Here is a 16924-nt window from a genome sequence, read left to right as displayed (position 1 = left end):
AACATTCCAAGATCCGTTTCCGGCAGCCAAGACTGCAGTATGCTCTTCGTCACAGGTAGAAATAACCTCTGCTTGACTACAATTTGGAGGACATATACTTTGTGTTCTTGCCGGGCTAGTTAATGTACAATTACTGTCCTGATCATTAACTACTGTAAAAATCACTGAAGTAGCATTTGGATAAGGCCCAAAAGTAGCGATTCCTGTTGCAGTAACGGTTTGAGGCATACTTCCTTGGTTATCTGAAACCGAAATTGAAGTTGCTGAACCCATATTAGTAACATCAACATCTACCATGAATTGTTCTCCATTTTCACAATCGGAAACAACTGTATAAGTTGCAACAGGTGGTGTACAAGCGATGACAGACCAAGCTAATGTAAAAGTTCCTGTAGCTGACCATCCGTCTTGAATCCAATAAACTGTTTGTTCGCTACCTGTTTGATTAGCCCACTGAATTTGAGTTAAGTTAGGATCATCAAAACAGGCAATACTAGTTCTGTTTTCGCAATCACCATAAAAAACAATATTTGCTGAATCATAACCTGTAGCTGTTGCTCCTATTGTTAATTGTGAACCTGCAGGAACAACGATCGAATAGAATTTATCTCCATAAGTATTTGCTACTTGTGCACCTGAATTGTTGCAAACAGTTGTATTTGTATTTGTTGCACCCGTTGTTGTAGATGACAATGGAGAAGTGAGGTTTGTTAAATCAATTGCATTAGAACAAAAATCCCCTGGCAAAGCAACACCGGTTGTAAAGCTATATTCAATACAGTCTGTTGCATTTCCATTAGCGTTAGTCGGAGTAATAGTTACATAATAAGTTGTTGATTCTGCTAGAATACCTGGAATATCATAGGTTGTAGCTAATCCTACATTTAAGGCAGCAACTACATCATTTCCTCCTGAAGAAGTACCCACAGAAAGAATATAACTTGATGGCAAACCGGTAGCAGCAGTCCAAGTTAAAACTCCCAAAAGATTTGCATCACTGCTTCCATTTGCAGGTGATGTCAAAGCGGCATCACAATTTGGAACCAATGCTGTCACCTGTGTAATACTGATGTTATCTATCCAAAAATAACAATCTCCAGAAGTCCAAGTATCTCTAACTCTAAATCTGAAGTCAGATCCTTCGGGTACGGAAGAGGCAGGAATGACTGCTGTAAATTCTTGACATCCAATAATAGATGTTGCTGTTATTTGATCTCCAATTGGCAACCATGTAGTTCCGTTATTAGTTGAATATTCTGCATTTGCAGTTAATCCAACTCCCGCCCCTGAACTCCATTCAGTTGCTTTCCATTGAAACATTACGGTTAGATCGGTACCATTTGAAAGCCCAACATAATTTGGAGAAGTGAAACTCCCTGTTGTAGAAGAACTATAGAGATTGTCTCTCCATGCATGACTACCCTCACACGGAGTAGTTATCGTGCTTACAAATCCACCTGCTTGTGTCCAGCCTGCAGGAAGAGTTGCCGAATTCAGTCCCTGAATAATACCTATTTGTGCTGAAGCACTAAGCATCATAAAGAAACTAAAAAAAATAAAAGTAATTTTTTTCATAATAAATAGTTTTTGTTAATCAAGTGCTAATATATGATTTTTTTAATACTAAAATTAATCTATATCTTAAAAAAAGAGAGAGACAGTAAATATCAGTAAAAATTATAACAACCTAGCCTTATTTAAAGGATTAGCTCGCAGAATGTGTTATGCCCATTCTCCTAAATATTCTCTGAATTTTAACGTAAATCTCATTTTTTGCTGTTTTATAACCAATGCTTATTCCTTCATTTGGTATCTTAATTACTAGAACAATCAGACTGCCCAAAATAATTATTTAAATTCAGCTTTTGTTCATTCTTGGAAAATCTGCTTAAATTGATCTATTTGTTTGAAAATCCAATAATGCTTTTTTCTTTTTTTGAAATTTATGAGCTACAGCAAGAAAAATTTTATAGAATATTGATTTATTGTGACCTATAAAACAAAAAAAGTCGGAAGAAAAAATCTTCCGACTTAACCACACCCTAAGGTGTTTTTAAATAATTATTGAAACTTAAAAATTATTGTTTGATAACTTTTATAGTTTTAACCTGATTCTCACTTGCAACTCTCACCAAATAAGTTCCTGTTGCTAAATGCGACATATCAATTTGACCTTGAGTAGCATTAATAGATTTAGCAATTACCTGTTGTCCTAACATATTGAATACTTCAACATTAGAAATGTTTTGCGTATTTGTTAAGTTCAATATGTCTTTAACAGGATTTGGATAAAGCTTAAAGTTAGCAGTCCCAAAATCTTTTACAGCTAAATCAGTACTAATACCGAAGTTATCAATAAAGAAGTCATAATCTTGAGTATCATTTACTGTCCCATCGGTTGCAAACAATGCAAATTTAACAGTAGCACTTGTTGAAGCAATTGGTTCTGTAAAGGTTTGCAGCGTATTTGAAACACCGCTGGCAGCATTAAATGTTGTAACTACTGTCCAAGTTTCTCCATTATCTTCTGACATAAATAATTCAACTCTATCATCAGATCCCATTGTAGAAGTTGTTGTTTCATTCCATGTAGTTACACCATAATCAAAACTAACTTGGTAGTTACCTGCTGATAAATCGAAAAGTGGAGAAATCATCCAACCAATTCTATTAAGATCATATAAATTCACTTTGATTGCTCCAGTACTTCCCACATTTAGGAAACCATCAGCAACCCAAATTCCTGCTCCAGCACCTTGTGGTGCAGTTGTTCCTGCTCCAGCTCTACTCCAACATTCAGGAACAAAAGTAGCAAAATCTTGATCATAATCCGGGATTTTAGGACTACAAGGTGTTGTAAAACTAAATGGACCTGACCAAAAACTAACTCCATCTGCATCACCACAATCTTGACGCACATAATATTGATATGTGGTAATTTCTGATAGACCTCCAAGAAGATACTGATTAGCCACTCCACTAACAAGAGTACCTTCTCCTGCAGCAAAAGGCGCTTCACCCCATTCAATATCAAATAAGGTACCGTCACTTTCCCACAAAAGCTCTGCAGATTCGAAAGTAACATTCTCTACCATTAAAGCAGTAGGTGGCAAACAACTTGGCGCTGGAAGAACGTGAAGCGTATAATCTATGGTCGTTCCATAATTTACTTCTCCACAAGGAGCTGGGTTTGCAGTATCACCCCATTGTGATCTAATTCTCATACGATAATCACCTAGAGGCATATCTGCTGGAATCATGATAGTTCCTGTTTGAGTTGCCCCAGTAACATATTGTGAATATATTTTTTCTGTACTTCCCGTTGTGTTGTCAAAAATCATATCCTGATCCCAATCCACCCATATATTCACTCTCTGACCTCCACCTACATAAGTAGTTGAGAAATTGAAAGATAGACCTTGTGCCTGCTCAATAATATTTGCAGTTTGATTTGTATATGATCCTGATGGATTGGCTGTAGCAGTATAGCTCACATTAGAAACAGCTCCACTTGTTGAAAATGAGCTAGTGTAATCTCCGGTATACAACACAGAAACGCCACAATATCCTGTAAAGAAAGAATAAGGTCCCGCCCACAAACTTTGACCACTCACTCCACAATCCTGACGAACATAGTATTGATAGTTGGTTTCAGCATTTAAACTTCCAAGTGTATATTGATTGGCTACTCCACTAACGAGAGTACCTTCTCCTGGTGCAAAAGGTGCTTCCCCCCATTCAATATCAAATAAGGTACCGTCACTTTCCCATGAAAGTTCTGCAGATTCAAAAGTAACGTTCTCTGCCATTAAAGCAGTAGGAGGCAAACAAGCCGGGGGCGCCATAATTGTCAATGTATAGTCTTCTGTTTCACCATAGGATGCAGCTCCACAAGCACTGGCTGCATTGGAGTAATATCTTGAACGTACTCTAACACGGTAATCTCCTAACTCAAGGTCAGCAGGTAGAATAACAGTTCCTGTGAAAGTTGTAGCTGAAGTTCCGTAAACATGATTTCCGATCAACTCATCAGCTCCAAAAAGCAAATCATTATTATAATCTGCCCAGATTTCTATATTAGTATAGCCCGGAACTGTTACGCTGTATGTAAATTCTCCTCCTGGTGATTGAGATACCGACAGAGCCGTAAAATCACCATAGCTGGCTGTTGATGCAGTACTACCTGTTGTATTTGATATGTTTGTATAACCTCCAGAAGTAGAAACACTATTGATTATATACCCTGAAAAAGATGAAGCAGGTGGTACACAATATCCTGTAAAGAAAGAATAAGGTCCTGCCCAAAAACTTTGATCATTAGCTCCACAATCCTGACGAACATAATACTGGTAGCTTGTATTTTCATTTAAACCCCCAAGAACATATTGATTAGTCACCCCACTTACAACAGTTCCTTCTCCTTCTGCCAAAGGAGCTTCACCCCATTCAATATCAAATAAGGTACCGTCACTTTCCCATGAAAGTTCTGCAGATTCATAAGTTAAATTCCCTGCAGTTAAAGCCGTTGGAGGAAAACAAGTTGGTGCTTCTAAAACGTGAAGTGTATAGTCTATGGTAGTTCCATAAGATACGTGTCCACAAGGAGCTGGGTTTGCAGCACTACCCCATTGAGATCTAATTCTCATGCGATAATCACCTACTGGCACATCTAATGGTATCATGATTGTTCCTGATTGAGTTGCACCAGTTACATATTGTGAATATACTTTTTCTGTACTTCCTGTTGTATTGTCAAAAGTCATATCCTGATCCCAATCCACCCATATATTCACTCTTTGACCTCCACCTACATAAGTAGTTGAGAAATTGAATGACAAACCTTGTGCCTGCTCAATAATATTTGCAGTTTGGTTTGTATATGATCCTGATGGATTAGATGTAGCCGTATAGCTTACATTTGAAACCGCACCATTTGTTGAAAATGAGCTTGTATAGTCTCCAGTAAATTCAGTAGAAACAGTACAATATCCTGTAAAGAAAGAATACGGTCCTGCCCATAAGCTTTCTCCGCTAACTCCACAATCCTGACGTACAAAATATTGATAATTGGTCTCTGCATTTAACCCTCCAAGTGCATATTGATTTGCCACTCCAGTTAAAAGAGTGCCTTCTCCTGCTGTTAAAGGCGCTTCCCCCCATTCTATATCAAACAATGTTCCTTCACTTTCCCATGAAAGCTCAGCAGATTCGAAAGTAACATTCTCTGCCATTAAAGCACTAGGCGGTAAACAAGCCGGTGGTGCTACAACTGATAATGTATAATCTTCTGTTTCACCATAGGATGCGGCTCCACATGAACTTGCTACTGTCTGAAAATAGTACCTTGAACGTACTCGAACTCGGTAATCTCCTAACTCTAGGTCGGCTGGCAAAACAATAGTCCCTGTGAAAGTTGTGGTTGAAGTTCCGTAAACATGAGCTCCAATCAACTCGTCTGCACCAAAAACTAAATCTTTATTCAAATCAGCCCAGATTTCAACGTTAGTATATCCTGGCACCGTTACGCCATAAGTAAATTCCCCTCCAGGTGATTGAGTTACAGCCAGATTAGTAAAATCACCATAACTGGCTGTTGAAGCCGTAGCACCGGTTGGATTTGTTATGTTGGTGTAACCTCCTAAAGTAGTAACTCCATTAATTATGTAACCTGTAAAGCTTGAAGCAGGTGGCACACAGTATCCTGTAAAGAAAGAATACGGACCAACCCAAGAACTTACTCCTCCAGCACCACAATTATTACGTACATAATATTGATAGCTAGTATTTTCATTTAATCCGCCAAGAAGATATTGATTGGCTACTCCGGTAAGTAAAGTACCCTCTCCGATTGTAAATCCTGATTCACCCCACTCTACATCGAATGAAGTTCCATCACTTTCCCAACCTAATGTAGTACTACTGTAAGTAGTTCCACTTACTGCTAAGCTAGTAGGTGCAACACAGGGATTTGCCTCTAAAATTGTAACCATATAATCATGAGCTTCCCCAAAACCTGCTACATTACAAGGAAGTGGCTGATTGTTGTATCTGTTTGCAATCCTTAAACGAAAAGTCCCAAGTGGAGCTGTCGAAGGAATTGAAACCTGAATAGTTGTTGTTGTACCACTACCTGTACCAGTACTAGCGGCTAACCCTACCAATTCTGTATCGGCAGTATTACCAAAAACATTATCCTCATCGAAATCAATCCAAACCCTTACAAATTGAGTTTGGTAGGCATGTGTAGTTACGAATGTATAGATTTCACCAGCCTGCAAATCAGGAAATGTTTCCGATTCAGTAAAATCACCATAAGCACCTGCAGAACATCCGGTATTCGAATGGCTATAACCTAAAGAAGCAATTGTTAGGCTATTTATTACATCTCCATCTGCACATCCATCAGGAAATGCTGGCACACATTGAGCCGTGACAGTGTGGCTGGATAAGTAGAATCCAAAAACGACTAATAGACTTAGCCATTTTTTAGTAAATTCCAATCCATAGCGATTGGAACAATAAAAAATAAAGTTCTTCATAATAAAAATAGTTAATGTTAATCAAATGCTAATATATGATTTTTATTCAAATAAAAACTTAAAAAATAAAAAAAGCCTCAGATTGAGGCTTTTTTTTAATCTTAATCAACATGTCTTTAATAGTTTCTTTGAGCTATTGCAAACTCTGGATTCCAATCATTTCATTAGCATCCTCATCATAGTTGACGCCCTTTACATCAAACCCAAATAAATTATAAAAATCTTTTCTATAACCTTGCAAATCTCCCAATTCTGAAAGATTTTCAGTCGTAGCTTGTTCCCATAAAGCGGCCACTTTTTCCTGAATATCATCACGCATTTCCCAATCGTCGATTCTTATTCTTCCTTTTTCATCTGTTGGAACTTCTTTTCCTGTATATAATCGGTCTTGATACAATCTTTGGATTTGCTCGATCGTTCCTTCATGAACTCCTTCTTCTTTCATTATCTTATATAATAAAGAAATATAAAGCGGAATTACTGGAATTGCAGAACTCGCTTGAGTAACCAATGCTTTATTGACCGAAACATAAGCTTTCCCATTGATATCTTTCAAACTATCTGTAATAGAAAAAGCAGTTGCCTCCAAATGATCTTTTGCCCTACCTATTGTACCTTTTCTGTAAACTGGCTCGGTTAAAGATGGTCCGATATAAGAATAAGCTACAGTTGTAGCTCCATCAGCTAAAAGATTCTCTGCCTTCAAAGCATCCATCCACATTTGCCAATCTTCGCCACCCATAACGGCTACTGTATTTTCAATATCATCTTCCTTACTTGGTTCGATTGAAATTTCAGAAACTTTTCCCGTATGGAAATCTACTGTTTTATTGGTATAAACATTTCCAATCGGTTTTAAAACCGAACGATGTGTAACACCTGTATTTGGATTGGTACGAACGGGGGAAGCCAAACTGTAAATCACCAAATCAACCTGACCGAAATCAACTTTGATCAAGTCCAAAGTTTCTCTTTTCACTTCATTAGAAAATGCATCACCATTTATGCTTTTTGCATATAATCCAGCTTTATGAGCTTCTGTTTCAAATGCAGCAGAATTGTACCAACCTGGAGAAGCCGTTTTCCCTTCACTTGGTGGCTTTTCAAAAAACACACCTATTGTTCCGGCATCAGAACCAAAAGCACTCGTAATTCTTGAAGCCAAACCAAATCCGGTTGAAGCTCCAATTACCAAAACCTTTTTGGCACCTTCTATTTTGCCTTTGGACTTTACGTATTCAATTTGATTTTTAACATTTTGCTCAGCACCTTTTGGATGTGCAGTCAAGCAAATAAATCCTCTCATTCTTGGTTCTATAATCATAAGATATGTATTCTGTTTATATTCAGTTTTGCTTATTTTGTTGTAGTTCAATCAACAAATATAATTCAAAAAATTAGTTCAGCAAGGCTTTGGCGTGATTTATGGCCGAGTCGGAAATATCCTTTCCCGAAAGCATTTCGGCAATCTCAACCACTCTTTCCTCGTTTGTAAGTAGTTTTAATTCCGATTGGGTTTGGTTTCCAATTGTGGTTTTAAATACCTTGAAGTGTTCATTTCCTTTTGCGGCAATTTGTGGCAGATGGGTAATGGCAAAAACCTGCATGTCATTGCTCATTTGTTTCATGATCTCTGACATCTTGTTGGCAATTTCACCAGAAACACCTGTATCAATTTCATCAAAAATTATAGTGGGAAGTTTTGAATATTGTGCCAAGATAGCTTTTACAGCCAACATAATTCTAGACATTTCACCTCCAGAAGCTACTTTTTTAAGCAATCCGAAATCGGAACCTTTATTAGCCGAAAACAAAAACTGGACTTCATCTTTTCCGTTGGATGAAAAATTTTGAGTTTCTTTCAACTCTATTTTGAAACGAGCATTCGGCATTCCAAGCTGTTCCAAGAAATAAATCAATTTTTCTGACAGAACAGGAATTGCTTTCAGTCGATTTTCTCTTATTACTATTGCTTTCGAATTCAATTCAGTTTCCTTGATTTCGATGGCATCTTCAAGATTTTTGATATCACTTTCCAAATTATCAACCGAAACTACTTTGCTTTCTAATTCGTTCTGGATTTCAAGCAACTCATCAATCGTTGAGACCTGATGTTTTTTTTGAAGACTGTATAAAGTTTGCAGTTTCTGATTAATCAAGTCTAGCTTTTCAGGATCGTTAATCAATTTTTCTGATAACGAATTGATTTCCGAAACAATATCATCCAACTCAATCACCACACTGTTTGTTCTTTCGAACAAAGTATTGTAATCTTCAGAAATAGAAGCTATTTTCTGCAACGAAGCTTTGATTTCTTTTAAATTTTGTAAAACGCCAAACTGTTCTTCATTGGCTACAGCCAAAGATTTATCCAGATTTTCCTTGATGAATTCAACATTGTTTAATTGTTCAAATGCAGCTTCAAGTTCTTCTTGTTGTCCCGAAATTAGTTTTGCAGAAAACAATTCTTCTAGCAGGAAAGCATTATAATCTTGCTCTTTTTTTGCTTCTTTCAATTCAGAGAACAGAACCGAAAGTTTATTTTTATCTTGTTTGTAAGCTTTTAAAAGCGATGCAAATTCAACAACAGAATCAAGATTTCCAGCAATAGCATCAATGATTTGAAACTGTATATTTTCGTCTGATAATTCTTGGGTTTGATGTTGGGAATGGATGTCGATTAAAAAAACTCCAAGTTCCTGCAACTCATTTAAATTGACTGGACTGTCGTTTATAAACGCCCGCGATTTACCTGAAGGCAAAATTTCCCTACGAATTATAGTCTGGTCTTCATAATCCAAATCATTGCTTTCAAAAAAAGGTTTTAGATTGTATTTTGAAATATCAAATTGGGCTTCGATGACACATTTTTCTTCTTTGTCTTTCAAGGAAGTTAAATCGGCTCTTTTGCCCAAAACCAAACCCAATGCACCAAGAAGAATCGATTTCCCAGCACCAGTTTCACCTGTAATAATAGAAAATCCTTTAGAAAAATCGATGGACAATTTTTCTATCAGGGCAAAATTTTTAATAGATAGCGAGGCTAGCATTTGAGGAAATTAAATATTTAAATTGAGCTTTTTTATTGATATCAAAAATAGCTTTTTAAAATTTAATAGTCGACCATTTAGAGGAATTGATTGGTGAGAATTTATTTAAACTATCAACAAGATCTGCAATGGCAATTTGTGGACCACCCGAAAAAACGGATTGTATTTCATCTGATTTTGCATCAAAAAACACCCTTGTTAGAAAAGCATTTGGTCGAGAGGAATAAACTTTATTCAACGAAATGATGGCTTCTTTTACTTTTTCTTTTCCGCCTTTCAAGTCCTCACTCATTTTATCCAATCCTTTAGAATGATAGTTATACATTGCCAGTCGTATGGCTTCAAAAGTTCCCGACATCAATTCATTGGTCAACATAAAACGGGTTTGGTTTCCATCTGCCTGGCTCCATCCTTTATAGTTTCCTGATTGTGCCAAACTCCCGATTTCTTGTGCAGTCCTAAAATAATCCGAACCTCCAAGAGGCGAAAAAGTATCGGCATCAATCCCAATAATCACATTACAATAAAAGGCAAGAACCGAAACCAGATTGGAATCAAAACTATTTGGATTGAAAATCAAATTCTCATATTCAATGTATCTAAAACTGAAATCTTTGTCATTGAAATTAAAAACCGGAGAAGAATAGGTCGAATTATAAATAGGTCGAGAAGAACTCACTTGGATTGTTGCCACAAACTGATCGGAACCATAGGTTGTAACATTAATAACCATAGCACAATCAATTTTTTCATTTTGCTTGTACGGCTTGTTCGTCCACTTTGTATTGTTCACAAACTCGTTCAACGATCTTTCTAGTGTTTTAAAAATTGGCTGATTGGAATTCGTTAATGTTTGTGTATTGATTTGAACAGTACAATTGAGCTCTTGAGCTTGGACAAATCCAGAGATTAGTAGAAAAAAATAAATTACTTTACGCATGATAATGTGCTATTACTTTATTTAAAATGTCATCTGCAACCGCTTCTTTCGATTTCAACTCCATTGGTTCAATATTAAAATCCTTATCGATGAAAGTTACTTTGTTGGTTGGCCTGCCGAAACCGGCACCATCATCTTGAAGCGAATTCAGAACTATCAAATCTAGGTTTTTTTTCTGAATTTTAAGCTTTGCATTTTCAATTTCATTTTCAGTTTCTAATGCAAAACCTATCAAAAACTGATTTTTCTTGACTTCTCCCAACGATGCCAATATGTCCTTAGTTTTTTCCAGTTCTATATTAAAACTATGTTCTGTCTTTTTTATTTTCTGAACGGCAACATTTTTTGGTCTATAATCTGCAACTGCCGCTGCTGAAATAGCAACATCAACATCATTATAATAAGAATGACAAGCATCATGCATTTCTTGAGCGGAAACAACTCTGACAATTTTAATTAAATTATCATTAATATTGAGATGTGTTGGACCAGCAATCAGAATAACATTGGCACCAAGATTCGCTGCCGATTTTGCAATATCAAATCCCATTTTACCAGAAGAATGATTTCCTATAAAACGAACAGGATCAATCGCTTCATAAGTTGGACCTGCAGTGATCAATATTGTTTTTCCTTTTAGAGGCAATTTTGAGTTTAAATCATTTTCAAGAAAAGCAACAATATTTTCAGGCTCTGCCATTCTGCCTTCGCCAGATAGTCCGCTTGCCAATTCTCCTGTTTCAGCTGGAATCATAATATTTCCAAACTGTTTCAACGAATTAAAACTTGCTATTGTTGATGGGTGTTTATACATATCCAAATCCATTGCAGGTGCAAAGTAAACAGGACATTTCGCAGATAAATAAGTTGCAATAAGAAGATTATCACAATTTCCTGTAGCCATTTTAGACAAGGTGTTGGCTGTTGCTGGAGCAATGACAATAAAATCGGCCCAAAGACCTAATTCGACGTGATTGTTCCAAACTGCATTCGTATCGTCTTCATTATAAAATGTAGAATGTACAGGGTTTTTGGAGAGTGTAGAAAGCGTGAGTGGTGTTACAAAATCCTTAGAAGCAGGAGTCATTATCACTTGGACATGTGCTCCTGCTTTTATGAATAGTCTAACTAAAGTTGCAGTTTTATAAGCGGCAATTCCACCAGAAACTCCCAGTACTATTTTTTTTCCGCTTAAAACCGACATACTTTTTTTATTTTGTAGAATCTCTGTGGTAGATCTTATTGTCTAACCATTCCTGAACCGCTAAAGCGTGTGGTTTTGGCAATTTTTCGTAGAATTTAGAAACTTCGATTTGTTCTTTATTTTCGAAAATTTCTTCCAAACTATCATTATAGGTTGCAAACTCTTCCAATTTCTCTGTCAATTCTTTTTTGATTTCAGAGTTGATTTGGTTTGCTCTTTTAGCCATAATTGTGATTGCTTCATACACATTACCGGTTGGCTCTTCAATTACAGTTTTGTTGTAAGTGATTGTGTTAACCGGAGCATTCGTCTTTTTTAAATCCATGACTTTTTTATTTTGAAAATTGTTTTAAATCTGTTTCTATTTTTGCCAACATATCATCGGCTTTTGATTTGAATTCAGTATTGGCATTGAATTTCATCAAGTTTAAGTAAGCTGTTTTTGCAACGTTCAAACGCTCTACTTTTTTACTTTCGATACTGTTTATTGCCAATTTATAAGCTGAATCAAATTTATAATACAAAGCTTTCTCTTTGTATTGAGTTCCAGGAAAATCTATGATGAAATTATCCAAAACTACAAGAGCTGCTTTATGATCTGAAATGGTATTGTACTGTTTTGCAATCTCGAAAGATTTTTTTTCTAGTTTCTCTCTCAAATCCTTAACAATAACATTGGCTTCCGCCAAATATTGAGAATCTGGGTATTCATTAATGAAGGCTTGTAGTTTATCAATAGCTTTATAAGTATCAATTTGATCTAAACTATAACGAGGTGACAATTTTGAAAAACTATGTGCCGCTAAATAAGCCGCTTCTTCCTTCTTTTCACTTTTTGGATAACTGGAAACAAAGCTTTCAAACTGATAACCCGCAGAATAATATTGTTTGGTTTTATAGAATGATTGAGCATACATATAAAACATTTTCTCTGCTTGAGGCTTACCTCTATATGAAGGGGCGATTTGCTCAAACAAACGGATGGCTTTTGAATACTTACCTTTTTCGTATTGTCTTGTCGCAACATCGAATTTAACTCCGATGTCTTCTGATTTCAATGCTTTTTGAAACTCACTACAAGAAGTGAAGACAATAAGAATAAGTAGAATAGAAATAAATTTCTTCATTATAAAAGTTAGGTTTTATTATTCATTTAAGGCATTCTTACCTTTCTTTAAAACCAACTGCAAATTTAGTGATTAATTGCAGACTACAAAACATTTTTTTTATAGCGGTTTTTAGCTTGAAAAAGGATTAAAAATAGACTTAAAACGATGTCTTTTAAATATTATTTTGGCGTTGGAACCGGGCTTGTAAAGTTTTTCATTTCATTATCAAACAAATACAAACCGCCTTTATCATCTCCGATAAGGTTGATTTTATCTAAGATATATCTGGCATTCGCCTCTTCTTCTATCTGTTCGGCAACATACCATTGCAGGAAATTGTGAGTTGCATAATCTCTTTCGTCCAAGCTGATTCCAACCAAATCATTGATGCTTTCTGAAACTTTTATTTCGTGTTCCAACAATTGTTTGAATAAAACTTTATAGCTCGACAAATCCAAAGTTGGCTCAACAGTTCCTGAAATTTTCGCTTGACCACCTCTTTGGTTGATGTATTTCACCAATTTCAACATGTGCAATCTTTCTTCTTCTGATTGGGCAAACATAAAAGTGGATATTCCTTCAAAACCTTGAACTTCTGCCCAAGAAGCCATTGCTAAATAAATTTGAGATGAATCTCCTTCAACTTTAATTTGCTTGTTTAATGCGTCTTGTATGATTTGTGATAACATATTTTAATTTTTAATTAAACTGTAACAGCTGTTAAACTATTTTTTGTAAATGCTTTAATTCTATCGGATAAATCCTGATTTACAGACACCAACGGCAATCGAACTGTATTTTCTGACAACCCTAGAGCCTTGTGCACTTCTTTGATTCCCGCTGGGTTTCCTTGCTCGAAAATCATATCAATTGAATCAGCAATCTGATAATGCAACTCATAGGCTTCATCCACTTTTCTTTCAAGTCCTAAACGAACCATATCGGAAAACTGCCTCGGAAAACCTTCTCCAATCACAGAAATAACCCCTGCTCCACCTGCCAAAACCATTGGCAAAGTTACCATATCATCTCCAGAAATTACTAGAAAATCTTTTGGTTTCGTTTGGATTAGCTTCATGGCTTGAACAATATCTCCGGCCGCTTCTTTTATCGCAATGATATTTTTGAATTCATTTGCCAAGCGGATAACTGTCGATGGCAAAACGTTACTTGCTGTTCTTCCTGGAACATTATATAAAATTACAGGAACTGGCGACGCTTTTGCAATAGCAGAAAAATGCTGATAAATTCCTTCTTGAGTTGGCTTATTATAATAAGGAGAAACCGATAAGATTGCCGAAAAATCAGAAAAATCTCTTGTTTTTAATTCCTCAACAACTTGTGCCGTATTATTTCCTCCAACACCCAAAACCAATGGCAATCTTCCCTTATTGGCATCAACAATTGTCTTTATTACCAGTTCCTTTTCGTCATTGGTCAAGGTAGCTGGTTCTCCAGTTGTTCCTAAAACAACAAGGTATTCAACACCTCCATCAATTACAAAATTGACAATTCTTACCAAAGCTTCGGTATCTACCGAAAAATCTTTTTTGAACGGAGTAACAAGGGCAACGCCTGTTCCAACAAATGATTGCATAATTATATTTTGTTTAAAATTCTGAGATACTTAAATAATTCATCGCTAAAAACTTTAAAATTTTCGGCATTGGTATTGATCATAAAATGGTTTAATCTTTTGTCAATCGTAGAAAAACCTACTTTAAAAATTGCTTTTGATTGTTGAGTTGCCAATAACAACGGTGCTTTTGTCACATCATAATAACTAATCAACATATCGAATGGCTTTGACAGAAAATCGGTGGCTTCTTGCTGTTGAATTTCGCCATTCCAACTTACATCTTTCATGCTAAACGAAGGAAATTTCAAAACTTCATTCTTCTTGAATTTATCTTTATAAACCAGTAATTTAATGTTGTTCTGGCTGATATCGTTTTTAATTAGTTCCTTGATTAAGTTCTCTTTTTCATCGAAATAACTCTCGTCAACTATAATCCCAACAGTGTATATTTTTTCGTTTGAAAAATTACTGTTAACATTAAACACGTTATTTTTTAACTTTCTTTTTAAGAAAAAATTCTTTAAAAAATTTAAAAACATACTACTTTTACTTGAATTACAAAATTACTTAAACTAAGTCGCATTTCAGATGGTAAATCTAAAAAAGTCTAACTTCTTATCGCATCATTTTGTTTTATTCTTAACATTTATTTTCTTTATTTCTTGTGTTGAAAAGAAAGTATATGTAAATAAAATAGAAGGAAAACAAATTGCGATTACTAATACGATTCCTGAAGTTTCTGAGGTTGACAATTTCATCAGACCTTATCGCGAAAAGATTGACAAGGATATGAACGAAGTTTTGGCTTATGCTTCGGAAACCTTGGAAAAAAGCAAAGGCGAATGGCAAACCACAATTGGAAATCTTCAGGCAGATATTACTTTGGCTAGTGCCAATAGGATCTTCAAGGTCAGAGAAAATAAAACTGTTGATGTTTGCTTATTGAATCACGGTGGAATCCGCTCGATGATTAGCAAAGGAAATGTAACTACGCGAACTGCTTTTGAATTGATGCCTTTTGAAAACAGCCTGGTTATTGTGGCCTTGAAAGGCGAACAGATTATGGAAATGGTGGATTATATCATTAAGGAGAAAAAACCGCATCCTTTGGCAGGTTTGACTTTTGTGATTGATAAAAATAATGTGGCTAAAAATATCTGGATTAACGGAAGTCCTGTTGATGTAGAACAGATTTATTATATTGCCACAAATGATTATTTGTATAATGGTGGCGACAGCATGAATTTCTTTAAGAAAGGAACGGCAATTTATGATTTGGATTATAAATTACGAAATATTTGGATTGATTATTTCAAGGAAGTCGATACCATTCCTGTGATTAAAGATTTACGGATTAAAAAAGAGAATTAAATTCCTAATACAGCGACGAAAAAAGATAGCCCAAAGATTAAAAAAGGCATTTAGTTGAATGACTAGCCCTGACTGGAGGGAAAATCCTTTTTGTCTCGTTTCTTTAACGAGACAAAAAGATTTGGAAGGAAGGCAGGAACAAGGATTAAAAAGGAACCAAGCGATTTGCTCCTAAAAAAACGACAATGAAAAGAAGAGATTTTATACAAAAAACGGTTGCGAGTTCGGCTCTTTTGGCTTTGCCGAGTGTGCCTTTGATGGCTTTTGATTCACCAACGAGAGTGAAACATTTGACGATTTTGCACACGAATGACGTTCACAGTCATATTGATGCTTTTCCAGCTGATGATGCGAGAAATCCAAATATGGGTGGGGTTTCCAGGCGTTCGGCTTTGGTGGAAAGTATCCGAAAAGAGAATCCGAATGTGTTGTTGCTGGATGCTGGCGATATTTTTCAAGGAACTCCGTATTTCAATTATTATGGTGGAGAATTGGAATTTAAGCTGATGAGCATGATGAAATATGACTTGGCAACGATGGGAAATCACGATTTTGACAATGGAATTGACGGGTTTTATTCGCAATTACCAAATGCCAATTTTGAATTTGTTTCAGCCAATTATGATTTCAAAAACACAGTGCTAAACGGGATTGTAAAACCGTATAAGATTTTCGAAAAAGAAGGCATAAAAATTGGTGTTTTCGGACTTGGAGTTGAGCTTGATGGGTTGGTGGATAAGAAAAATTACAAGGAAACTGTTTATAGAAATCCAGTAGAAACAGCCCAAGAAATGACCCGAATTTTAAAGCACGAAAAGCGTTGCGATTTGGTTATTTGCCTGTCGCATTTGGGTTATCATTACAAAAATGACCCTGATAAAATTTCAGATTTGAATCTGGCAAAACTTACAAAAGATATTGATCTGATTATTGGCGGACATACCCACACTTTTCTGGACAAGCCGACAATTGTGAAGAATTTGGAAGAAAAAGAGGTTCTGGTAAACCAAGTGGGTTGTTACGGAATTAATCTGGGTAGAATTGATTTTTATTTTGATTCTGATAAAAATAAAACAAATCAGGGGAGGACGATTGTGGTTTAAATTAGATGATTTGATAATTAGAAAATCTG

The 16924-nt window shown here is 35.8% G+C and carries 12 protein-coding genes and 1 pseudogene; 2 read left to right on the top strand and 11 right to left on the bottom strand.

All coding sequences use genetic code 11. The features are described 5' to 3' along the window. The 11 genes and pseudogenes from J2X31_RS10030 to J2X31_RS09980 form a co-directional block, all read right to left on the bottom strand. A pseudogene (locus J2X31_RS10030) lies at window positions 1-1575 on the bottom strand (hypothetical protein); the annotation flags it as partial. A 503-nt stretch (window positions 1576-2078) separates the two neighbouring features. Next, window positions 2079-6539 (bottom strand): GEVED domain-containing protein, encoded by a 4461-nt coding sequence (locus J2X31_RS10025; protein ID WP_310026469.1) that lies wholly within the window; start codon window positions 6537-6539, stop codon window positions 2079-2081. 133 nt (window positions 6540-6672) lie between these two features. After that, entirely contained in the window at window positions 6673-7863 is a 1191-nt protein-coding gene (gene fabV / locus J2X31_RS10020; protein ID WP_310026467.1) for an enoyl-ACP reductase FabV, read from the bottom strand. Between the two features lie 73 nt (window positions 7864-7936). Continuing rightward, window positions 7937-9589 (bottom strand): DNA repair protein RecN, encoded by a 1653-nt coding sequence (gene recN, locus J2X31_RS10015; protein ID WP_310026466.1) that lies wholly within the window; start codon window positions 9587-9589, stop codon window positions 7937-7939. 55 nt (window positions 9590-9644) lie between these two features. Continuing rightward, window positions 9645-10529 carry a type IX secretion system protein PorD gene (gene porD / locus J2X31_RS10010; protein WP_310026465.1) on the bottom strand — a complete coding sequence of 295 codons (885 nt, stop codon included), beginning with the start codon at window positions 10527-10529 and terminating at the stop codon, window positions 9645-9647. Next, window positions 10522-11733 carry a bifunctional phosphopantothenoylcysteine decarboxylase/phosphopantothenate--cysteine ligase CoaBC gene (gene coaBC, locus J2X31_RS10005; RefSeq protein WP_310026463.1) on the bottom strand — a complete coding sequence of 404 codons (1212 nt, stop codon included), beginning with the start codon at window positions 11731-11733 and terminating at the stop codon, window positions 10522-10524. The genes porD and coaBC overlap by 8 nt, the downstream gene beginning before the upstream one ends. Window positions 11734-11740: 7 nt before the next feature. Beyond that, complete coding sequence (locus tag J2X31_RS10000) at window positions 11741-12058, bottom strand: DNA-directed RNA polymerase subunit omega (protein ID WP_026706405.1); 318 nt, start codon at window positions 12056-12058, stop codon at window positions 11741-11743. A 7-nt stretch (window positions 12059-12065) separates the two neighbouring features. After that, window positions 12066-12860, bottom strand: coding sequence for an outer membrane protein assembly factor BamD (locus J2X31_RS09995; RefSeq protein WP_310026458.1), 795 nt, complete (start codon window positions 12858-12860; stop codon window positions 12066-12068). Window positions 12861-13021: 161 nt separating this feature from the next. Further along, entirely contained in the window at window positions 13022-13531 is a 510-nt protein-coding gene (locus J2X31_RS09990) for a ferritin (RefSeq protein ID WP_310026456.1), read from the bottom strand. A 14-nt stretch (window positions 13532-13545) separates the two neighbouring features. Next, window positions 13546-14439, bottom strand: a complete 894-nt coding sequence (gene dapA, locus J2X31_RS09985) for a 4-hydroxy-tetrahydrodipicolinate synthase (protein ID WP_310026453.1) — start codon at window positions 14437-14439, stop codon at window positions 13546-13548. Window positions 14440-14441: 2 nt separating this feature from the next. Further along, entirely contained in the window at window positions 14442-14960 is a 519-nt protein-coding gene (locus tag J2X31_RS09980; protein WP_374725220.1) for a DUF6913 domain-containing protein, read from the bottom strand. 49 nt (window positions 14961-15009) lie between these two features. On the opposite strand from J2X31_RS09980, the gene J2X31_RS09975 reads away from it, so the two are divergent. Both J2X31_RS09975 and J2X31_RS09970 read left to right on the top strand, forming a co-directional pair. Further along, on the top strand, window positions 15010-15792 hold the full coding sequence (locus J2X31_RS09975) for a 5'-nucleotidase C-terminal domain-containing protein (RefSeq protein WP_310026450.1): 783 nt from the start codon (window positions 15010-15012) through the stop codon (window positions 15790-15792). Between the two features lie 185 nt (window positions 15793-15977). Continuing rightward, window positions 15978-16895, top strand: coding sequence for a bifunctional metallophosphatase/5'-nucleotidase (locus J2X31_RS09970; protein WP_310026448.1), 918 nt, complete (start codon window positions 15978-15980; stop codon window positions 16893-16895). The last annotated feature ends 29 nt before the right edge of the window (window positions 16896-16924 follow it).

Origin of the sequence: Flavobacterium arsenatis (assembly GCF_031456785.1) — a bacterium.
In the GTDB taxonomy this organism is placed as follows: Bacteria; Bacteroidota; Bacteroidia; order Flavobacteriales; family Flavobacteriaceae; genus Flavobacterium; species Flavobacterium arsenatis.
The sequence above is the reverse complement of the archived record's forward strand: the minus strand, read 5'-3'. Positions and strand labels throughout refer to the sequence as shown.